General features: G+C 70.4%; 18 protein-coding genes and 1 other RNA gene. 10 read left to right on the top strand and 9 right to left on the bottom strand.

Features of this window, described 5'->3' with window-relative positions; all coding sequences use genetic code 11:
- Positions 1-35: 35 nt before the first annotated feature.
- The 5 genes from OG285_RS26295 to OG285_RS26315 form a co-directional block, all read right to left on the bottom strand.
- Positions 36-902: an HAD family hydrolase gene (locus OG285_RS26295; protein ID WP_371792416.1), complete on the bottom strand. Its 867-nt coding sequence runs from the start codon at positions 900-902 to the stop codon at positions 36-38.
- Positions 903-970: 68 nt separating this feature from the next.
- Entirely contained in the window at positions 971-1549 is a 579-nt protein-coding gene (locus OG285_RS26300) for an EF-hand domain-containing protein (RefSeq protein ID WP_371792417.1), read from the bottom strand.
- 244 nt (positions 1550-1793) lie between these two features.
- Positions 1794-2999, bottom strand: coding sequence for a sensor histidine kinase (locus OG285_RS26305; RefSeq protein WP_356825314.1), 1206 nt, complete (start codon positions 2997-2999; stop codon positions 1794-1796).
- Positions 3000-3010: 11 nt separating this feature from the next.
- Positions 3011-3736: an ABC transporter permease gene (locus tag OG285_RS26310; protein ID WP_371792418.1), complete on the bottom strand. Its 726-nt coding sequence runs from the start codon at positions 3734-3736 to the stop codon at positions 3011-3013.
- Positions 3736-4680: an ABC transporter ATP-binding protein gene (locus OG285_RS26315; RefSeq protein WP_356825955.1), complete on the bottom strand. Its 945-nt coding sequence runs from the start codon at positions 4678-4680 to the stop codon at positions 3736-3738. Before OG285_RS26315 ends, OG285_RS26310 begins: the two co-directional genes overlap by 1 nt.
- A gap of 323 nt (positions 4681-5003) precedes the next feature.
- Here OG285_RS26315 and OG285_RS26320 point away from each other — a divergent pair, with 323 nt between their 5' ends.
- The 3 genes from OG285_RS26320 (at position 5004) to OG285_RS26330 (ending at position 8069) form a co-directional block, all read left to right on the top strand.
- Positions 5004-5858: a MaoC/PaaZ C-terminal domain-containing protein gene (locus tag OG285_RS26320; protein WP_356825310.1), complete on the top strand. Its 855-nt coding sequence runs from the start codon at positions 5004-5006 to the stop codon at positions 5856-5858.
- A gap of 100 nt (positions 5859-5958) precedes the next feature.
- Positions 5959-7035: a Zn-dependent alcohol dehydrogenase gene (locus tag OG285_RS26325; protein WP_371792419.1), complete on the top strand. Its 1077-nt coding sequence runs from the start codon at positions 5959-5961 to the stop codon at positions 7033-7035.
- A 92-nt stretch (positions 7036-7127) separates the two neighbouring features.
- Positions 7128-8069, top strand: a complete 942-nt coding sequence (locus OG285_RS26330) for a 3-oxoacyl-ACP reductase (RefSeq protein ID WP_356825306.1) — start codon at positions 7128-7130, stop codon at positions 8067-8069.
- 96 nt (positions 8070-8165) lie between these two features.
- Here the strand turns inward: OG285_RS26330 and OG285_RS26335 are convergent, their stop codons facing one another.
- Together OG285_RS26335 and OG285_RS26340 are read right to left on the bottom strand one after the other, a co-directional pair.
- Positions 8166-8345 (bottom strand): hypothetical protein, encoded by a 180-nt coding sequence (locus OG285_RS26335; protein WP_356825304.1) that lies wholly within the window; start codon positions 8343-8345, stop codon positions 8166-8168.
- Positions 8346-8477: 132 nt separating this feature from the next.
- Positions 8478-9743, bottom strand: a complete 1266-nt coding sequence (locus OG285_RS26340; RefSeq protein ID WP_371792420.1) for a hypothetical protein — start codon at positions 9741-9743, stop codon at positions 8478-8480.
- A 187-nt stretch (positions 9744-9930) separates the two neighbouring features.
- Between OG285_RS26340 and OG285_RS26345 the strand changes: the two genes are divergently transcribed.
- The 4 genes from OG285_RS26345 to OG285_RS26360 all read left to right on the top strand — a co-directional run bounded on the left by OG285_RS26345 (position 9931) and on the right by OG285_RS26360 (position 13787).
- Positions 9931-10974, top strand: coding sequence for an ABC transporter substrate-binding protein (locus tag OG285_RS26345; protein ID WP_371792421.1), 1044 nt, complete (start codon positions 9931-9933; stop codon positions 10972-10974).
- 61 nt (positions 10975-11035) lie between these two features.
- Positions 11036-11890, top strand: a complete 855-nt coding sequence (locus OG285_RS26350) for a Nif3-like dinuclear metal center hexameric protein (RefSeq protein WP_371792422.1) — start codon at positions 11036-11038, stop codon at positions 11888-11890.
- Positions 11887-12630: a C4-type zinc ribbon domain-containing protein gene (locus OG285_RS26355; RefSeq protein ID WP_356825953.1), complete on the top strand. Its 744-nt coding sequence runs from the start codon at positions 11887-11889 to the stop codon at positions 12628-12630. The genes OG285_RS26350 and OG285_RS26355 overlap by 4 nt, the downstream gene beginning before the upstream one ends.
- Positions 12630-13787 (top strand): bifunctional RNase H/acid phosphatase, encoded by a 1158-nt coding sequence (locus OG285_RS26360; RefSeq protein ID WP_371793624.1) that lies wholly within the window; start codon positions 12630-12632, stop codon positions 13785-13787. The genes OG285_RS26355 and OG285_RS26360 overlap by 1 nt, the downstream gene beginning before the upstream one ends.
- A gap of 134 nt (positions 13788-13921) precedes the next feature.
- On the opposite strand, the gene eda is transcribed toward OG285_RS26360, so the two are convergent.
- Together eda and yaaA are read right to left on the bottom strand one after the other, a co-directional pair.
- Positions 13922-14539, bottom strand: a complete 618-nt coding sequence (gene eda, locus OG285_RS26365; protein ID WP_371792423.1) for a bifunctional 4-hydroxy-2-oxoglutarate aldolase/2-dehydro-3-deoxy-phosphogluconate aldolase — start codon at positions 14537-14539, stop codon at positions 13922-13924.
- A gap of 74 nt (positions 14540-14613) precedes the next feature.
- Positions 14614-15396 (bottom strand): peroxide stress protein YaaA, encoded by a 783-nt coding sequence (yaaA, locus tag OG285_RS26370; RefSeq protein WP_356825294.1) that lies wholly within the window; start codon positions 15394-15396, stop codon positions 14614-14616.
- 229 nt (positions 15397-15625) lie between these two features.
- On the opposite strand from yaaA, the gene OG285_RS26375 reads away from it, so the two are divergent.
- The 3 genes from OG285_RS26375 (at position 15626) to OG285_RS26385 (ending at position 21290) form a co-directional block, all read left to right on the top strand.
- Positions 15626-16195, top strand: a complete 570-nt coding sequence (locus OG285_RS26375) for a Uma2 family endonuclease (protein WP_371793625.1) — start codon at positions 15626-15628, stop codon at positions 16193-16195.
- A gap of 56 nt (positions 16196-16251) precedes the next feature.
- Positions 16252-16655, top strand: an RNA gene (gene rnpB, locus OG285_RS26380) — RNase P RNA component class A.
- A gap of 477 nt (positions 16656-17132) precedes the next feature.
- Positions 17133-21290 (top strand): LamG-like jellyroll fold domain-containing protein, encoded by a 4158-nt coding sequence (locus OG285_RS26385; protein WP_371792424.1) that lies wholly within the window; start codon positions 17133-17135, stop codon positions 21288-21290.
- The last annotated feature ends 89 nt before the right edge of the window (positions 21291-21379 follow it).

Raw genomic sequence — 21379 nt, forward strand, 5'->3', positions numbered from 1 at the left:
CAGGGGTACGGAGAGCAGGGGTACGGAGGCAGGGGTCAGGGGGCGGTGGCGGCGGCCGTGTCGACGGGCCACCGGGAAGCCGGCATCGACGTGACCGCGCGGGCCAGGCCGACGACGGTGTTCCGGTCGGCGACGGGCCAGCCGTGCCGGCCGGCCAGGCAGCTCAGCGCCGGGTCGGGCTCGAAGGCGATCGGCATGCCGACACCGCGCAGCAGTTCGCGGTCGGAGGCGCTGTTGCCGATGGCCAGGGAACGGGCGGGGTCCGCGCCGAGCCGGGCCGCGGCCGCGCGCAGCAGCGCGGCCTTGACCTCCGGTACCGCCGGGACGGTACGGAGGTGTGGGGTGCACACCCCGCCCCGGACGGTCGGTGCGAGCCCGGTACGGTGCTCGACACCGAGCTCGTCCCCGATCCTGTCGACCATTTCCTGGGGGCTGCCGGAGAGCAGGAGGGGGGTGTAGCCGGCCGCCCGGAGCGTCTCGACGAGAGGGGCCGCGCACTCCAGCAGCCGGTGCCGGACACGGCGCCAGGCGCCGTGGGACGCGCGCACCACTTCTTCGTACGGAACACCGGAGACGGCGCTGCCGTACGCGGAACAGGTCCGGTGCAGGGTGGTACGGAATTCGGTACCGGCGCCGCGGTGCTCTGCCATGGCCGCCCGGACACGGGAAACAGCGGCTTCGGAAATCCACCCGGATTCACGCAACTCGTCCAGCACGGAGAATCCGAGTGTGCCGTCGTAAAGCGTTCCGTCCACATCGAGCGCGGCTATGTTCCCGGAATTCACAGGGCGGCCCGTTTTCCTGGTCTCCCAGGATTTGCCGGTCTCCCAGGATTTACTGGGGCCGACGCTCTTCCTGTTTTTCCCGCCGTTGATGGTGTTCTTCGGGTTTCTGAGGTTCATGGCGCTTTCCGGGCCGGAGCGGCGACCACGCGTGGCGGCCGCCGCCCCGGCCGGGCGTGGGTGTCGGGTCACGCACCCCGGCCGTGCTGGAAGTCCGCGCCGAAGAGCCAGTTGCCGGCGGTCTCCGGGTCCGTGCTCGTGTAGAAGTCGCGGAACGCGATCATCAGCTCGTTGACCGAGAGGGAGCCGTCACCGTCGAGGTCGAGGCGCTGGAAGGCAAGGCGGGCGTTCTCCGGGGTGGCACCGAACGCGGCCTGGACCTTGCCGAACTCCTCGGCGGTCACGTCGCCGTCACCGTCACGGTCGCACAGCTGCCAGATGGCGGTGGCCACCGGGCGGCTCGCCGCGTCGAACGCCTCGGGGGACCCGACGATCCGGCGCATGCCGACCCGGTACTCCTCGGGGTCGATCCGGCCGTCACCGTTGGTGTCGAGACCGGCGACCAGCGCGCGCCACCAGTCGTCGCAGACCTGCAGCATGGCCACCGACTTGGGGGACGCGAAGGGCTCCTCGACTGCCGAGATGACGCGACTCGCGAAGGTCAGGATGTCGGAGGCGTCCACGACGCCGTCACGGTTCTGGTCGGCATGCGAGAAACAGATGTCAAACTTGCGGTCGAGAAGCTCGTCCTGCGCGGTGATGGTCATCGAAACTCCTTTATCCGTGGGACAGCGTGCCGGAAGTCTTTCTGCGACTTGTTCCGCCGCGGCGACTTATTACTTCCGTGACTTCAACGGCACGCCTGCAACGACCATGAATCTACTGACGACATGCAGCCCCGGCCACCGGCCTCGTGGTGATCACTCGAAAGTGACGGAGATTCGGGATGGGGTTCGAACTCAATGTTGCTGGTGGCTTCTGTTGCCGTGCCCGGCTCTTCCGGACGGCCGGCTACGCGGTGCCGTGCGCCGCCCCGGGCGCCGTGTCCGGTGCGGTGGTCTCCACCGGCAGTTCGGCCACCAGGCGGAAACCGGACCGCTGGCCGGGGCCCGCGTCCAGTGAGCCGCCCGCCGCCGCGAGACGTTCGGTCAGGCCCTTCAGCCCGCTGCCGGGCGGTGTCGCCCCGATGCCGCGGCCGTTGTCACTGATCACCAGCCGCACGCGTTCCGGTTTCTCGCCGTCCACCGTGATCTCGCACCGGGTGGCCCTGCTGTGCCGGACGACGTTGGTGACGGCCTCCCTGACGACCCAGCCGAGCAGGGAAGCGCTCTGCGGTTCCAGTGGTGGCCCCGACTGCCGTACGACGGGCTCGATCCCGGCCGCGGTCAGTACGGAGCGGGCACTGTCCAGCTCACTGGCCAGACTCGCGTCCCGGTACCCGGTCACCGCCTCGCGGATCTCGGTGAGGGCCTGCCTGCCGACGGTCTCGATGTCGGAGATCTGGGAGAGAGCGGCGTCGATGTCGCGCGGGGCCAGCCGCCGGGCCGCCTCCGACTTCACCACGATCACCGAGAGCGTGTGGCCGAGCAGGTCGTGCAGGTCGCGCGAGAACCGCAGCCGTTCCTTCTCGACGGCCGAACGGGCCAGCTCCTGACGGGTGGAGCGCAGTTCCATGACCGTCTCGGAGAGCGTCAGGATCGCGGCGGTCACCGCGCCCGAGATGAATGTGCCGTACCCCAGCGTCCAGGGGTCCCACGGGCTGTGCCCCTCGGTGCCCGAGATGTACCCGGCGGAGCCGGAGAGGAGCAGCAGGGTGAAGCCGAGCGGCCGGTCGCGCAGGGTGGTGCCGACGGCCAGCGAGAGCAGCGGGAAGTACAGCAGCCAGCTGCCCCCGTAGCCGAGGGCCAGCCCGTAGGTGACGGCGGCCAGCACGCCGAGCAGGCAGAGTGTCGTGCGGCTCTGGCGCTTCTTCTTGTCGAACGCCCGGAACGCCACCGATACGTAGAGGGAGTTGAAGACCAGCAGCCCGGCCCCGCCGATCCACGGGTTCGGGGCCTCGCCGCCGATCAGATTGGAGAAGCTGCCCAGGCCGAGCAGCAGCCAGGGGAGCAGCGTGAAGGCGTTCGGCGGTCCCGGCCGCTTCCGCTCCCTGACGTCCTTCCGCCGCTGTGCGCAGTCTCTGCGGCGCCGCCTCAGCGGGTCCAGCTTCGCGTGCATGATCTCTCCCGTCACACGGTCCTCGCGGACCGACGGTACGAGATCACCGCGTACGTGCCGAACGCCAGCAGCCACGCGGCGAGCACCGCCACCGTGCCGAGGGCGGGTGCGCTGCCCTGCGTGGTGGACCAGCCCAGATCGGCGAAGCGGTTGGTCGGGGTGTAGCGGGCGACGGACCGCAGCCAGCCGGGGAAGGCGTCGACCGGGAACCACAGCCCGCCCACGATGGCGAGACCCATCAGGCAGGCCACGTTCACCACGCCCGTGGTCTGGGCGGTGAGCCGGTAGCCGTTGCCGATCCCCAGCAGTGTGAACGGCAGCGCGCCGACCCACAGCAGCAGCGTGAGGACGGCCCACTGCCAGGCGTCGAGCCGTACCCCGTTGACGAGCGCCCCGGCCAGGAGCACCGCCACGATCCCCGGCAGCACGGTCACCGAACCGGAGACCGCCCGGCCCAGCACCACCTGCGAGGGCGGCAGCGGGGTGACCCGCAACTGGCGCAGCCAGCCGATGGTCTTGTCCGACGCGACCCCGGTGCCGACGCCCAGGGCCGCGCCCAGCGCGCCGTACGCGGCCATGCCGACCATCGACGTGACCCGCCAGGCCGCCGAATCGGGACTGCTCGGGCCGAGGTTGGTGAACAGCAGGTACATCACCACCGGCATCCCGATGCCGAAGATGACGAACCCGGCGTCGCGCAGCGTCCGCCGCACTTCGAGCTTGACGTATTCCAGCATCAGACCGCTGCTTCCTGTGTGGTGCGGGGCGGGATCCCGGCCGCCCCCGGGGCGTCGGTGGTCTCGGCGGGGAGGCTCTCCTGCGAGGTGAGGGCCAGGAAAGCGTCCTCCAGCGTCGCTGGGGCGACCGCGAGACCGCGGATCGCGCCCCGCTCCGCCAGGGCGACGACGGTGGCGTCCGAGTCGTCCGTGCGCAGGGAGGCCCGGTCCCCGCGGATCTCCACGGCGGTGACGCCGGGCAGCGCCTGGAGCCCCTCGGTGCCGGCGCCCGCGAGGTCGAAGGAGACCAGGCTGCCGCCCGCGGCGCGCTTGAGCAGCTCGGAGCTGCCGTCGGCGACGATGCGGCCCTGGTGGATGACCACGATGCGGTCGGCGTTGCTGTCGGCCTCCTCCAGATAGTGGGTGGAGAAGAGCACGGTGTTCCCGCGCCGCGCGTACGCCCGCATCGAGTCCCAGAACGCCCGCCTGGCCTCCACGTCGAGGGCGGCGGTCGGCTCGTCGAGGACGATCAGCTCCGGATTCCCGGCGAGCGCGACGGCGAACCTGACCCGCTGCATCTGGCCGCCGGAGAGCTTGTCGACCCGGCGTGACCCGTACTCGCCGAGCCCGGCCATGTCCAGCGCCTCGGCGACCGGGAGCGGGCGCGGATACGTGCTGGCCACGAAGGCCACCAGCTCCCGCACGGTCACCCGGGGGATCGGCTGCCCCGCCTGGAGCATCGCGCCCACCAGACCTGCCCCGACCGCCTGCGCGGGTGTCCGGCCGAAGAGCCGGACCTGGCCGCTGTCGGGCTGGTCGAGGCCGAGCAGCAGACTGATGGTGGTGGACTTTCCGGCTCCGTTGCGTCCCAGCAGGGCGACGGTCTCCCCCCGGCGGATCTCCAGGTCGGCGCCGTCCACGGCCCGCACCGCCCCGAAGGTCTTGACCGCTCCCGTGAAGCTCACCGCGGGTCCGGTGTCTGCTGTCTGCGTCATGCCCACACGCTACGGAGCCGGTGGCGCCGCGGACAGATGCGGCTGTACGCATCCGCCCGGGACAAATGTCACGGCGCCCGCCGTGGCCGGATGGCGCGGGACGCCGGGTCCACCCGTATCTGACGTGGCGTCAGCAGTCTTCACAACTCGTGAGGGGTGCGTTATACATGGGGCCATCGGCCTAGAACGCGTTCTACAAAGGGCGCCGGGGGCCGGTCCCGTACGACCTCGGTGCGCCTGACGGTGCGGACGGTCGCACCGAGGTCTTTCCACCGTCAAGGAGCGCTTGCCCCATGCCCATTGATGCCGCAGAGGCCGTCGCCGCCGAGCCCCGCTCCGGCGAGATCGCCTGGGACCACAAGGACATCCAGCTCTACCACCTGGGAATCGGCGCGGGCCGGCCGGCCACCGCCGCCGACGAGCTGCGCTACACCCTGGAGTCCAGGCTCCATGTCCTGCCCAGCTTCGCGACCGTCGCGGGCGCCGGGATGGCGCTGATGGGCGGGCTCGCCGCACCGGGCATCGAGGTGGACCTCGCGGCCGTCCTGCACGGCGGGCAGACCGTCGTCCTGCACCGGCCGATCCCCGTCGAGGCGTCAGCGGTCGCCACCTCACGGGTCCAGGCGGTCTACGACAAGGGGAAGGCGGCCGTCATCGTGCTGCGCTCCGAAGTCACCGACGAACAGGGCCCGTTGTGGACCAGTGACTCGCAGATCTTCGTACGCGGGGAGGGCGGCTTCGGCGGTGAGCGTGGCCCCTCCGCCCGGCTCGACGTGCCCGACCGCGCCCCCGACCGCACGGAGGACCGCCCGATCCGCGAGGACCAGGCGCTGCTCTACCGGCTCTCCGGCGACTGGAACCCGCTGCACGCCGACCCGGAGTTCGCCAAGCTCGCCGGGTTCGACCGGCCCATCCTGCACGGGCTCTGCTCGTACGGAATGACGCTCAAGGCCGTGGTCGACACGGCGCTGGGCGGCGATGTGGCCCGCGTCGACTCGTACACCACCCGCTTCGCCGGTGTCGTCTTCCCCGGCGAGACGCTCCGGATCCGGATGTGGCAGTCGCCGGGGCGGGTCCAGGTGACGGTCTCGGCCGTCGAGCGGGACGAGGCACCGGTCCTCGCCGACACGGTCGTCAGCCACCACTGACGGCACCCGGTCCGCGTCACCCCGTCACTGACCTCACCCCCTGCCGAAGCCGTCCGCCCCTGATCCATCAGAGCCCCAGCCGTATGTGAGGAGCCGCACCATGCGCGCAGCCGTACTGCACGAGATTGGCCAGGACAAGCTCGAAGTCCTCGACGACATCGAGGCGGTGGGCTTCGGCCCCGGCAAGGTCAGGATCAGGGTCCGGGCCACCGGCCTCTGCCACTCGGACGTATCGGCGATGAACGGGGTGCTGCCGCAGCCCGCGCCGTTCGTGCCCGGCCATGAGGGCGCCGGCGAGATCCTCGATGTCGGCGACGGGGTGACGGGCGTCAAGCAGGGCGACCGGGTGGTGATCTGCTGGCTGCCCGCCTGCGGCACCTGTCCGGCCTGCAAGCGCGGTCAGACCGAGCTCTGTCTCGCCGGGTTCATGAACGCGGGCACCCCCAACTTCAAGCGCCCCGGCGGTGATGTCTTCGGCTTCGCCGGGACCGGCACCTTCACCGAGGAGGTCGTCGTCGGCGCCGGGTGCGCGGTGCCGATCCCCGACGACGTGCCGTTCGAGATCGCGGCGCTCATCGGCTGCGGAGTCACCACCGGTCTCGGCGCCGCCATCAACACCGCGGATGTGGAAGCCGGTTCGTCGGTCGCCGTGATCGGCTGCGGAGGCGTCGGCATCTCCGCCATCCAGGGCGCCCGGCTCAGGGGCGCGTCCCAGATCGTCGCCGTCGACCCGGTGGCCTCACGCCGGGAGGCCGCGCTGACCTTCGGCGCCACGGAGGCCGTCGCGCCCGACGCGCTGAACGACGCCAAGCAGCGCATCACGGCGGGGGAGGGCTTCGACTACGTCTTCGAGGTCGTCGGCAAATCGGCCACCGCCCGCACCGCGTACGAGACGACCCGCCGCGGCGGCACCCTCTGCATCGTCGGCGCCGGAGCCATGGACGACTTCCTCCAGCTCAACATGTTCGAGCTGTTCTTCGACGAGAAGCGGATCCTGCCCTCCATGTACGGCGGCGGGGACGTGGTCCGTTCGTACGAGCGGGCCATCTCGCTCTGGCGGTCGGGCCGCATCGACCTCGAAGGGCTGATCACCCACCGGGTGAAACTCGCCGGGATCAACGACGCGCTGGCCCAGATGCGCTCCGGCGAGGCGCTGCGCACCTGCATCGAGATCTGAACCCCGGAGACCGGCGCCCGGAGGCCCCGGAGTGCGGGGAGCACCCGGAGCCGGAGCACCGGCACCCGAAGACCCGTAAGGAGAGCTCGTCCATGTCCTTGCCACTTGATGGCCTGTCCGCGATCGTCACCGGGGCCGGCCGCGGCCTCGGCCGTGCCGAAGCGCTCGAACTCGCCCGGCTCGGCGCGAGCGTCGTCGTCAACGACTTCGGCCAGCCGGGCCGCGACGGTTCCGGCGAGGCGTCCGCCGCGCCCGCCGAAGAGGTCGCCGCCGAGATCCGCGCGGCCGGCGGACAGGCCGTCGCCCACCTCGGCGACGTCGCGGACCACGAACAGGCCCGGGCCCTCGTCCAGCTGGCCGTCGACACGTACGGAAAGCTCGACATCCTGGTCAACAACGCGGGCATCCTGCGGGACCGGATGGTCTTCTCGATGACCGAGGGCGAGTGGGACTCGGTGATCCGGGTCCACCTCAAAGGCCACTTCAACACCACCCACTTCGCTTCCGTGCACTGGCGCGAGCGGTCCAAGGCGGCCGGCGGCCCGGTCTACGGCCGGATCGTCAACACCTCGTCGGAGGCGTTCCTCGCGGGCTCGGCCGGCCAGCCGAACTACGCGGCGGCCAAGGGCGGCATCGTGGGGCTCACCACGTCGACGGCGCTGGCGCTCGCCAAGTACGGCGTCACCGCCAACGTGATCTGCCCGCGCGCCAGGACCCGGATGACCGAGGACGTGTTCGCGGGGTTCGGCGAGCCGGACGCGGGCGAACTGGACCCGCTGGCACCCGAACACGTCTCGCCGCTCGTCGGCTATCTCGCGTCCCCGGCGGCCGCGAAGGTCAACGGCCAGCTGCTCGTGGTGCACGGCGGCATGGTCGCCGTGGTGGAACGGCCCAGGGTGGCGGCGAAGTTCGACACGGCGAAGACGGTGTTCTCGTACGAGGAACTGGACGAGGTGATCTCGCCGTACTACGCGGACCGCCCGCCGAACGAGACCTTCGCCGCGGCGGAGGTCCTGGGTCTCAAACACGGCTGACCACGGGCAGATCTCCGGAGCACACCGGAAGGGCCGGTCCCCGCCTGAACGGGGACCGGCCCTTCCGGTGTGCTGAACGGTGGTGCGCGCGGACCGTCAGGCCGCGTTCGACTGCTGCTGTTCCGCCGAGCGGCGGTGGCGGCCGTTGGTCTCCGCCTCGGACGCCTCGGTGGGCGCCGCACCCCCCCGGTGCTTTCCGGAGCCTCCGGCTTCGCCCCGGCCGGCGGCCGCAGGCTGCGGGCGCGACCGGGCGGTGTCGGTCCTGGCTTCAGACATGATGGGAAATCTCCCCCGTCAAATCGCTGTGATCGCTACTTTGCCGTGCTGTTCGGTGCTGTTCCGTGCTGTTCCCGCGCAGGCGGTGATCATGCGTACGCGATCACTGCCTGCGTGTGCAGGCCCGCGATTCTAACCAGGCTGCGGGCGGCTCGTCAGAGGCGCCTGCTGCAACGGTACGGGCTTGCACACAGCAGGAGTCACCAGGGCCCCGCACGGTTCCTGACCAGCCACTTCCGTTTGTGCGGGTTCTGTGGCCGGGCCGCCCGGCGACGCCATCCGGAGATCGAGCGGCAGCCCGCCCAGCGGTTCGATCTCCACCACGCCGACGGGCGCCGCCCGGGTGGCGCAGGGCAGTCGGAGCACCCCCTTCGTGCTCCACAGTCCGGTCCCCGCCAACCACCCCTCGGGGGCGGCCAGTTGAAGCAGCCGCCGTCCCGCGGGGCGCCACACCCCGAGCCAGCTCCCCGCCGCGCTCGCGATCCGCAGCGCGACCCCGCAGCTCTCCGGCATGAGCACCTGACCCGGCTGCACCGCGAACGGGGTCAGCACCGCGTCGTCAAGCCGCAGGGACTCCGGGAACCGGACGGGCCGCCTGCTCCCGAGCACCCCCCAGCCCAGCCGGTCGTCCCCCGGCGCGTCCGACCGTACGAGCAGCAGACCGCTGTCCGGGTCCGCGAGCAGCAGCCGGTCGTCGCTGCCGTCGGCGATCTGGAGCAGCGGGGTGACCTCGCCGCCCCGCTCCAGATCGACGGCGACCGCCTTGGTGACGCCGTCCTCCTCCCGGTCCAGCGCCAGCATCCGGCCCACGCGGTCCAGCCACACCCCGCCGGTGCAGCGCCCCGGTACGTCGGCGACGTGCTCGGGCCCGAAGGCACCGCCCGCCACCAGCCAGACGGTGGTCGTGTACGCGCCGGGCTCCAGCGCGTACGCGCGGTTGCCGCCCGGTACGGGCGGCAACAGCGTCAGCCGCTCGCACTCGACGCCGCCCAGCGGCAGTTCGCCGGTGCCGGGCCCGGTCGGGTACAGCAGCGAGAAGGCGTGCCGCCCGTCCACGGAGCGCCGGATCAGCACCCGCCCGTCGGCCATCGGCAGCACGTCCGAACCGGGTTCCTCGGGCTGGTGCCCCGGCAGCTCCACCGCGTACGGCTCCGGGCCGTGCAGGGTCCAGCGCTCGGGGAACCAGGCGTCCCCGGTGCGGCGGGCCAGCCGGGCCGCGTAGGACCCGTCGTCGGCGATGGTGAAGTCCATCTCCGGCAGCGCGCCGCTCCGCGCACCGGGCTCCGCGCCGTCTACTGCGCCGCCCTCCGCGCCGCGCTCCGTGGCGGTCGGCGGGGCGGTCGGCGGGGCAGTCCGTACGGCGGTCGCTGTCGCGGTCTTCGTGGCCAAGGCCGTCATATTTCGGTCACCTCCGGACACCGAAGCTAGTTTTCGCACGTCCTGCCGAGTCGGCCCGGGCCGGTCGCTTCACACATACGGGTGGCCGCCCCGGTGTTCGCCTGAGCGGGAGGGGGTGGGTGTGCTGGTGAAACGGGAGATGGTTAAGGTAAGGCACACCTAAGTGGTTTCTGTCAGGAGCATCACCATGTCCGTACGTCGCCGCAGCGCCGCTGCCGCCGCCCTCGCGCTCACCGGCGCGCTCGCCCTCACCGCCTGCGGAGGCGGGGGCAGCGGTGACGGGGGTTCGAGCTCGGGCAAGGCCGGCGCGGCGGCCAAGAAGGACGTGGCCACCGGCGGCAAGGACTTCGGCGACGCCGCGACGAAGACCGCCGCACTGGGCACCGACGCCAGGCCCGGCCAGTTCCCGCGCACCGTCACCCAGGCCATGGGCAAGACCGTGATCAAGGCGAAGCCCGAGCGCGTCGTCGTGCTCGACGTCGGCGAGCTGGACAACGTCGTCTCCCTCGGCATCAAGCCGGTCGGCTACGCGCCCACCGAGGGCAGCGACGGCATCCCCGGTTACCTCAAGAAGAACGCGGGCAACCCGAAGAACGTCGGCACCATCAACAGCCTCAACCTGGAGGCCATCGCCAACCTCCACCCGGACCTGATCCTCGGCAGCCAGCTGCGCGCCGCGGACAAGTACGACCAGCTCAAGAAGATCGCGCCGACCGTCTTCTCCATCCGCCCCGGCTTCACCTGGAAGCAGAACTACCTGCTGAACGCCGCGGCCCTGGACCGGACCGCGCAGGCCAAGGCCGAGCTGGGCGCGTACGAGAAGCGCGCCAGGAAGCTGGGCACCGAGGTCGGCCCCCACAAGCCCACCATCTCGATGGTCCGCTACATGCCCGACCGGATCCGCCTCTACGCCGAGGACTCGTTCATCGGCACGATCCTCAAGGACGCCGGGCTGCCGCGGCCCAAGAGCCAGCAGGTGAAGGACCTCGCGGTGGAGGTCAGCCCCGAGAAGATCGACTCGGCCGACGCGGACTGGATCTTCACCGGTGTGTACGGGGACCCCAAGGCCACCAAGCGCGACACGGTCCAGGCCAACCCGCTCTGGAAGAACCTCAAGGCGGTCAAGGACGGACAGGCGAAGAACGTCCCGGACGAGACCTGGTACCTCGGCCTCGGTGTGACGGCGGCCAACAAGGTCCTCGACGACCTCCAGAGCTACCTCGTCAAGTAGGACAGCAGGTCCCCCGGGACCGACCGGCAGCCGGGGTACGGAGCGCGGGTAACCTGTAACCGTGCCCCGTCTGTCTGAAGTCCTCTCCGCACTCGACGCCCTGTGGCCGCCCGAGCGGGCCGAATCCTGGGACGCCGTCGGCACGGTGTGCGGCGATCCCGACGATCAGGTCGACCGCGTCCTCTTCGCCGTCGACCCCGTCCAGGAGATCGCCGACGAGGCCGTGCGGCTGGGCGCCCAGCTCGTCGTCACGCACCACCCGCTCTATCTGCGCGGTACGACGACGGTCGCGGCCGGCACCTTCAAGGGCCGCGTCGTCCACACCCTGATCAGACACGGCATCGCCCTGCACGTCGCGCACACCAACGCCGACACCGCCGACCCCGGGGTCTCCGACGCCCTCGCGGGCGCGCTGGACCTGCGGGTGGTGGGGCCGCTCGTACCGGACCCCACCGATCTGCTCGGCCGCCGCGGCCTCGGCCGTGTCTGCGAGCTGGACCACCCGCTGCCGCTGCGGGAGTTCACCGCGCTGGCCGCGGCCCGGCTGCCGGCCACCGCGCAGGGCGTCCGCGCCGCGGGCGACCCCGACGCGCTCGTCCGTACCGTCGCGGTCAGCGGCGGATCGGGCGACGGCCTCTTCGGCCAGGCACGCGCCGCCGGAGTCGACGCCTTCCTCACCGCGGACCTGCGCCACCATCCGGTGTCCGAGGCCGTGCAGCAGTCGCCGCTCGCCCTGCTCGACGCGGCGCACTGGGCCACCGAGTGGCCCTGGTGCACCCAGGCCGCCGCCCAGCTCGACGAGATTTCCGACCGGAACGGATGGGGTCTGCGCACCCACGTGTCCCGTACCGTCACAGACCCCTGGACCGCCCACGCGGCGTCCACCGCAACCGATCATTCTGGAGCCCCCAACTGAACGCCGCGCACGCCGACCAGATCCGACTCCTCGACGTCCAGTCCCTCGATGTACGCCTGTCGCAGCTCGCGCACAAGCGCAAGTCGCTGCCGGAGCACGCCGAGATCGACTCCCTGACCAAGGACCTCACCCAGCTCCGTGACCTGCGCGTCGCCGTGCAGACCGAGGAGAGCGACACCGCCCGCGAGCAGACCAAGGCCGAGCAGGACGTCGACCAGGTCCGCCAGCGCTCGCTCCGCGACCAGCAGCGCCTCGACTCCGGTGCGGTCAGCTCGCCCAAGGACCTGGAGAACCTCCAGCGCGAGATCGCCTCGCTTGCCAAGCGCCAGGGCGACCTGGAGGACGTGGTCCTGGAGGTCATGGAGCGCCGCGAGTCCGCGCAGGAGCGGGCCACCGAGCTCACCGAGCGCGTCTCGTCCGTCGAGGCCAAGGTGGCCGACGCCACCGAGCGCCGGGACGTGGCCGCCGCGGAGATCGACCGGGAGACCGGCACGCTCACCAAGGAGCGCGAGATCGTGGCCGGTTCGGTCCCCGCCGACCTCATGAAGCTCTACGAGAAGCTGCGGGAGCAGCAGGGCGGCGTCGGTGCGGCCCGGCTCTACCAGCGGCGCTGCGAGGGCTGCCGCCTGGAGCTCAACATCACCGAGGTGAACGAGGTCAAGGCGGCGTCCCCGGACACCGTGCTGCGGTGCGAGAACTGCCGCCGCATCCTGGTGCGTACGGCCGACTCGGGCATCTGATGCGGGAGTTCGTGGTGGAGGCGGACGGCGGTTCCCGGGGCAACCCGGGGCCGGCCGGCTACGGCGCCGTCGTGCTCGACCCGGTCAGCGGGGAGACGCTCGCCGAGGCCGCCGAGTACCTCGGCATCGCGACCAACAACGTGGCCGAGTACCGGGGCCTCATCGCCGGGCTGCGCGCCGCCGCCGCGCTGGACCCGTCGGCCCGGGTCCGGGTCCGGATGGACTCCAAGCTCGTCGTCGAGCAGATGTCGGGGCGCTGGCAGATCAAGCACCCCGACATGAAGCCGCTGGCCGCAGAGGCGGCGGCGGTGCTGCCGCGGCCGCAGGTGACGTACGAGTGGATCCCGCGCGCGCAGAACAAGCACGCGGACCGGCTCGCCAACGAGGCGATGGACGCGGGCCGGGACGGCAAGCAGTGGGAGCCGTCCGACTCCACGGCGGAACTCACGGCCCGGGGCGCCACGGCCCGTGACGAGGCCGCACGGGGCGCCGCCGCGGCACCCTCCGTCGGCTGGGCGGGCCCGGCCGATCTGGGTGCTCCGGCGACCTTCGTCCTGCTGCGTCACGGCGAGACGGCGCTCACTCCGGAGAAGCGGTTCTCCGGCAGCGGGGGCACGGACCCCGAACTCTCCGCGATCGGCCGCGGGCAGGCGGCCGACGCCGCGACCGCCTTCGCGGCCCGCGGCACGATCCAGGCGGTCGTCTCCTCCCCCCTGCGCCGCTGCCGTGAGACGGCCCGGGTGGTCGCTGACCGGCTGGGTCTGGAGGTACGGATCGAAGAGGGCCTGCGCGAGGCGGACTTCGGCGCCTGGGAGGGGCTGACCTTCGGCGAGGTACGCGAACGCCACCCGGCCGACCTGGACGCCTGGCTCGCTTCACCGAAGGCGGCGCCGACGGGCGGCGGCGAGAGCTTCGCGACGGTGGCCCGCAGGGTCGCCGCGGCCCGCGACCGCCTGATCGAACACCACCGGGGTACGACGGCGCTGCTGGTCACGCACGTCGCCCCGATCAAGACGCTGGTACGGCTCGCCCTGGGCGCGCCCCCGGAGTCCGTGTTCCGGATGGAGCTGTCGGCGGCTTCGGTGTCGACGGTGGCGTACTACGCCGACGGCAACGCGTCCGTACGGCTGCTGAACGACACGTCACACCTGCGCTGAGCGGCTTCCGGACGACCGGATTCCGATTGGGCTCCGAGAGAGTGGGAGCGGGCTCCGAGAGGGCCGAGCGGGCCGGCTGAGAGCTGAGAGGGCCGGGGCCGGGGGCCGGCCGTGCGGGGCCGGCCCCCGGCGGTTCAGCCGCGCAGCGCCGCGGCGCCCCGGGCCAGCAGCTCCACCCGGTCCCAGTCCCGCGCCGCCACCGCGTCGGCCGGCAGCATCCACGTACCGCCCACGCACGCCACGTTGGGCAGCGCCAGATACGTGGGCGCCGACGCCAGCGAGATACCGCCCGTGGGGCAGAACCTGGCCTGCGGCAGGGGGCCGCCCAGCGACTTGAGATAGGCCGTGCCGCCCGCGGCCTCCGCGGGGAAGAACTTCATCCCGGTGATCCCGCGCTCCAGCAGCTCCACGACCTCGGACGTCGTGGAGACCCCCGGCAGGAACGGAACACCGGATTCGGTCATCGCCCCGAGCAGCCGGTCCGACCAGCCGGGGCTGACCAGGAACCGGGACCCCGCGGCCACTGCCTGCGTGACCCCCTCGGGGGAGATCACCGTGCCGGCGCCGACCACGGCCTCCGGCACCTCGGCGGCGATGGCGCGGATGGCGTCGAGCGCGGCGGGCGTCCGCAGCGTCACCTCGATCGCGGGCAGCCCGCCCGAGACCAGGGCCCGCGCCAGCGGTACGGCATCGGCGGCATCGTCGATGACGACAACAGGAACGACGGGGGCGAGGTCAAGCACGGAAGTCATACCGGCATCCTGCCCCGGCACACACGCCATGCGCAACGCGCGTTGCGCACCGTGCAACGCGCGCCGTGTCCCGCTCAGTGGATCTCGGACACCAGCACATCCAGCTCCCGTGGCTTCCCCGGCTTCACCGGAGCGGGGGTCTCCACCTCGTAACCCAGTCCCCGCAGCGTCTCGATCAGCTCGTCGGGCCCGGCCGGAGCCGCGCCCGCGAGGAGCAGGTCCCGTACGATCCGCCCCTTCGTCGCCTTGTTGAAGTGGCTGACGACCTTCCGGGTCGGCGCGTGGAGCACCCGCACCGAAGCCGTACGGTCGGCGACCTCGCCCTTCGGCTTCCACGCCGAGGTGTACGCGGCGGACCGGAGATCGAGCACAAGACCGTCGCCCGCGGCCTCCGGCATGACCTCGGCCATCGGCCCGCGCCAGTACGGGCCCAGCGCCCCGAGCCCCGGCAGCTTCACGCCCATCGAGCAGCGGTACGAGGGGATCCGGTCGCCGATCCGCACCGCGCCCCACAGCCCCGAGAAGACCATCAGCGACTCCTCGGCCCGCTGCCGCGCCGCCGCGTCCATCGAGGCGAGGTCGAGCGCGTCGTACAGCACCCCGGTGTAGATCTGCCCGGCGGGCCTGGCGGCCGCGGTCCGCAGCCCGGCGTTCTTGGCGACCTCACCGCGCAGCCCCTGGCTCAGCCCGAGGACCTCGCGCGCCTTCTCCTCGTCGGCCGCGCACAGCTCGACGAGCTCGTCCAGCACGGCGGCCCGTGCACCGGCCAGCCCGGGCAGCGAGAGCGACTCCGGCTTCAACGGGGCACCGGAGCCGCTCGCGGCCTTTCCCTCGGACGGCGGCAAGAGCACGAGCACGGCAGGTCTCCTCACGTACGGACAACAGCGACTGCCAGGGTAAGGGGGCCCTTGCGACGGCCCCGCCGCCCGTCATGTCCGACGCCTCCGGGCCAGGAACCCCCCGACAGCGCTCCGCTCGTGTCGACGTGTGCCACGATCGAGGGAAAATCTCCCATTTCACGGACGGTGGAGCCCGCTCATGACCCAGTCTGGCGAGCGACCGAGGAGGGGGCGTGACATGACTGCCATGCCGCATGAACCGCTCACGCAGGCGGAAGTCCTGCTGGAGGGCTTCCTGGCGCTGGAAACGCCGGAGGGCTTCCGGGCCGAGCTGATCGAGGGGGAGATTGTCGTGACGCCGCCGCCGGACGGGGATCATGAGGACTACATCAATCTGGTGGCGAAGCAGGTGTCCAGACGTTCGCGGACAGACATGGACTTTTCCGGGAACAAAGGCCTGAAGCTGAAGAGCGGCGGGGGCTGTCCCAAGAACCACGTCATCCCTGATGCCACCTTCGCCCCCACGGAGATGCGGTTGTTCCGTGGCGCCGAACCGTGGATGCCCTGCGACGGGGTGGCCCTGGTGGCCGAGGTCACCTCCAGCAAGCCGCAGGCCGACCGGGAGGCCAAGCGTCGCTGTTACGCCCGGGGCGCCATCCCTCTCTACCTTCTTGTCGACCGCGAGGAGTCCTCGGTGACGCTGTTCAGCGATCCGGAGGGCGACGACTACCGGCAGCGCTGCACCATCCCGTTCGGTAAGGCCCTGGCCCTCCCGGAGCCCTTCTCCTTCGAGCTGGAGACCGCCGACTTCGTCTGACGTCCCGGGCGGCCGGGACGACCCGGCTCGCCGGGTAGCATGACCGGTACGGCAGACGAGTCGGCCGGACGGCCGCGTGAAGATCCTCGGATCTTCCCGAGGAACGTCCGGGCTCCACAGGGCAAGGTGGTGGCTAACGGCCACCCGGGGTGACCCGCGGGACAGTGCCACAGAAAACAGACCGCCGGGGTCCGCAAGGCCCCCGGTAAGGGTGAAACGGTGGTGTAAGAGACCACCAGCGCCTGAGGTGACTCAGGCGGCTAGGTAAACCCCACTTGGAGCAAGGTCAAGAGAGGCCGTCGCGAGACGGCCTTGCGCGGACGTTCGAGGGCTGCCCGCCCGAGTCCGCGGGTAGACCGCAGGAGGCCGGCAGCAATGCCGGTCGTAGATGGATGGCCGTCTCCCCGGCGACCGCGAGGTCTCCGGGCGACAGAACCCGGCGTACAGGCCGGCTCGTCTGCCGCCACTTGCCCGGTGTGCCCTTGAAGGGGGCGCCGGCCTGAATCGGGTGGGACTTCATCTCCCCGAAGCCCTCACGCGCATCGTCCTCCGGACGATTTCCCGCATGCCCCGTCGGTGGACCCGGCGGACAGCAGCTGTGCACCCGGTGACCCCATGCCCGTACGCGCTTTCGGCCGCGTAGTTGGCTGATTCCTTTTCATGACGAGATGCGCCGTTCGCGGGGCGAATCGGGTTCTTTACTGCCGAGACACCCCTTGACGTTGACGTGTGGTGACACGTTAACTCTGCGTGTTTGTGAGTTTCCTGTGAAGTAGGGGTGGTTGTGGGGAGAGCTGGCAGATGCGGTGACCAAGTTGTGTCGTCGCTGGGGAGGCCATACGCCACAAGGGGCCGTCGATGGGTGGTGGCCGCGCTGGGGACGGCTGTCACGGTTGGCCTGTTGCCCCTGGCCGCGCCGGATGCGCACGCTGCCCCCATGAACACAGGTGCGCCGAGTGCTGCGGCTGCCGAGGCCGGGGTGCCCGACACCGCGAACCGCACGGCGGAACAGGCTCTGGCCGAGGCCGAGCAGTCCGGTGAACCCGTGGAAATCCCCTCGATGAGGGGCGAGTCGAGCGATGTCTATGCGACGGCCGACGGGAATCTGGAGGCGCGGGAGTATCTGCGCCCTGTCCGTACCCGCATCGGCGGCGAATGGAAGCCGGTCGACGCGAACCTGACGCTGACGCCTGACGGTGTGAAGACAAAGGCCACCGCGTCAGAGCTCGTGTTCTCCGCGGGCGGGCAACAGCCCTTGGTACGGATGGAGAAGAGCGGTCGTGAACTGGCCCTCTCCTGGCCGCAACCGTTGCCGAAGCCGGAGATCGAGGGAGCCACGGCCTCCTACCACGATGTGCTTCCCGGTGTGGACCTCAGGATGGAGGCACAGCAAGACGGCTTCACTCAGCTCCTGGTGGTCAAGAGCGCGGAGGCGGCGCGGAGCGAGGAGCTGACGAATCTTCGGTTGAAGCTTGCGGCAGACGGTGTGGACGTCCGGAAGACCGAGCAGGGGGGCCTGGAAGCTGTCGACCGTGGCGCGGGCAGCGCCGTATTCGAGGCGCCGACTCCGCAGATGTGGGACTCCAGCGTCGGCCCCGCCGGCGTCCAGGCGAAGAACGCCCGTGTGGGAAGCGCTGGTGTGCAGGGCGAGCCCGGGGCTGGAGAGTCGGGCAAGCTCGCACCGGTCGATGTAGCGGTACCGGCCGACGGCCACGAACTGGTTCTGACTCCGGATCAGGACCTCCTGCGCGGCGAGGACACGCAATACCCGGTCTTCATCGATCCGCAGTGGTACTCACCGCGTGCGTCGTCGTGGACCATGGCGTCGAAGTACTGGGCGTCGTCACCGCAGTGGAAGTTCAACGGTGACTCGGACGCCGGTCTGGGGCTGTGCGACTGGAACTACTGCCAGCCCCATGACACGAAGCGGCTCTTCTACCAGATCCCCGTCTCCAAATTCGCGGGGAAGTCGATCCTGTCGGCAGAGTTCGTCGTGCGTAACACCTGGTCGGCCTCCTGCGACAAGCGCACCGTCGAGCTGTGGCAGACGAAGGGCATCTCCGCGTCCACGACATGGAACTCCCAGAACGCCTCGGGGTTCTGGATCAAGAACCTCAAGTCCGCCAGCTTCGCCTACGGGTATACGGGCTGCGCGGCCAAGGACGCCGAGTTCGACGTCAGGTCGGCCGTGCAGTCGGCGGCCAACAGCAAGCAATCCAGCATGACGTTCGGCCTGAAGGCGGGCAGCGAATCGGACGGTCTGGGCTGGAAGCGCTTCTCCGACAAGGCGTATCTGCGCGTCAAGTTCAACCGTCCGCCCGCGCAGGTGAGGTCTTCGCAGCTGACCATGGAGTACGGCGGCGTCTGCAAGAAGTCGGCTCTCGCAGCCCCCGTGCGCACCCTCGGGAAGATCTACGCGAACAACATCACCGACCCGGACGGGGACTCGGTCGCGGTGCAGTTCCAGGTTTCCTGGGACTCGGGGGACGGCAAGGGCAACTCCCCGCACTGGACTCCCGCTCGTACACCGGCAAAGAAATCAGGCTCGGCGTTCGCCGTGGCGCTGCCCTCCTCGCTGCCGGCCAACAAGAAGATCAGTTGGCAGGTACGTGTATGGGACGGGGCTCAGTACTCCCCCTGGTCGTCCACCGGCGACCCGGAAGCCTGCTACTTCAACTACGACACGAAGGTTCCGAAGGCGCCCGGGCTGGTATCCGGCGACTACCCCGCGCTCGATCCCGATGACGCGGAGGACCCCTGGTACGACGGCGTCGGCAAGTACGGCACCTTCGACGTGACCGCGGCCGATACGGATGTGACCTCCTACTGGTACGGGATCAATACGGACCCGACGTCCAAGAACAAGGTCAGCACGTCAAAGGGTGCGGCACAGGCCGTCAGGATGCTCCCCTCGAAGCCCGGTCTGAACTTTGTCACGGCGCAGGCATTCGACAGCGCGGGCAACGGCAGTGAGATTCGTACCTACCTCTTCAGGGTCCGGGCCGGGCAGCCGGAGCGTGCGACCTGGCAGCTGGACGAACAGGCCGGCGCGAGCGAGGCCAGGGGCAGCACCCCCGATCGTGAGGCCACTCTGCATGGCGGTGCCGCTCCGGGCGCGCCTGGTGTGACCAAGACGGGCGTTGCCTTCGACGGAATCGACGATTACGCCGACACCGACGTACCCGTCGTCGCCACCGACGCAGGATTCTCGGTCTCTGCCTGGGTGAACCTGTCGGCCCTGCCGGCGACGGCTGCCGTCATCGCCGCCCAGCCCGGCAACCATTCCCCAGGATTCGAGCTGTACTACTCGAAGACCTACGACCGGTGGGCGTTCAACCAGTACAAGAGCGACACCCTCGACGCCCCCATCGCCCGGGCCATGCAGGCCGCGCCCGGTGGAGCGAAGGCCGGGCAGTGGACACACCTCGTCGGTACCTACAGCACCGGCACCGGGCAGCTCATCCTCTACGTCCAGGGACAACCAGCCGGCAGCACCACCTATGACACCCCCTGGGACGCCCGGCGCGGCCTGCAGATCGGTGCCGGGTCCTACGACGGGACGCCCAAGTCCTTCTTCCCGGGGACCATCGACGACTTGCGTATCTATGACAAGCCGTTGACGGGGGCGGATGTCGCTCACCTCTACCACCACGAACCCCTCACCACACCTGGCCGTCAGGCCCGTGCGATCTTCCCGCTGGACGAGCCCGCCGACGCTGTCCATGTCACGGGTCACGCCGACGTGGATGCCATGGACCTCAAGGGGGGTGCCAGCAGCGGTCAGCCCGGAGTCAACGGACGGTCGTTGGCCCTTGACGGGACCGACGACTACGCCACCACGGTCTCGCCGCACGTCAACAACCAGCGCGGGTTCGCTGTCTCGGCCTGGGTGAAGCTCCCCGAGAAGAAACCCGATCACGCGGCGATGGTCGCCACTCAGGCAGGAGCCCACACCGCGGGTTTCGAGCTCTACTACTCCTCCGCCTATGACCGGTGGGCCTTCAACCAGTACTCCGCAGACGAATCCGATGCCACTCCGGTCAGAGCCATCCAGGCCGACGGCGTCACTGCGCACGGTGGCGACTGGGTTCACCTCGTCGGTGTCCACGACACCGTCGCCGACAAGCTCACGCTGTATGTCAACGGTGCGCAGGCGGGCAGCACCAGCCTCTCCACGACCTGGTATGCGGGTGGCCCTGTGCAGATCGGAGCCGGGTCCTTCGAGGGGAAGCCACGCTCCTTCTTCCCCGGACAGATCGATGACGTACGTCTGTACGACCGCCCGGTTTCGGCGGAGGAAGTCGCGCAGATGTTCAAGCAGCACCCGTTGCTGAAGGGGCGCTGGCAGTTCGAGGAGGCCACGACGGCCACACCTGCCACGTCACCGGATGCCTCCCAAGAGAACCGGCCCATGGCGCTGAAGGGCGGTGCGGGGCTCGGTGCGGGCTGGGTCGGCGACCACGGCCTTCAGCTGAACGGAACCGACGCCTATGCATCCACGGCCGCCATGCCTGTGGACACCAGCACGAGTTTCACAGTCACGGCCTGGGTGCGGGCAGCGGCGCAACCGTCGAAGGAAGTCACCGCTCTGAGTGCCGAAAGCGCGAGCCACAGCGCCCTGGACGTCCACTACGTGCCGGACGCGAAAAACCCCGGGAGCCAGGGGAGCTGGGAGATGACCCTCTCGGACAAGGACAGTTCGGACGCCGGAGTGTCGAGGGTCTCGTCGACCTCCTTTGATGACGTGACCTCCTGGAACCACCTGGCAGTTGTCTACGACGGCTTTGCCAAGGAGGCCCGCCTCTTCGTCAATGGCGTACTCCAGGAAGTGGCCTGTGCCGATGACGACGGCGACGGTACGTCCGACACGTCCGGCTGCGCAGACCTGATCGCGTGGGGCGAGAACGTCCTGACGCACAAGGCGACCAAGGGCTTCCAGGTCGGGGCCGCCGTCACAGCGGGCAAGAGTGCCCGGTTCTTCCCCGGAACCATCGACGACGTGTGGGCCTTCCAGGGAGCGCTGAGTGACAGTCAGGTCGAGTATCTGGCCGCCTCCTGGTTCGGCGTTCCCACCGAGGTTCCTCCCATCGACTGATCGCCCGGCAGAGCGGTCCAGCGACCGGCAGCCGTACTTCTGACTCCCGCCCTCCCGCGCCGTCTGTGCGCCCGGCAGTTGAGAGACCC

This window comes from Streptomyces sp. NBC_01471 (genome assembly GCF_041438865.1).
GTDB lineage: Bacteria > Actinomycetota > Actinomycetes > Streptomycetales > Streptomycetaceae > Streptomyces.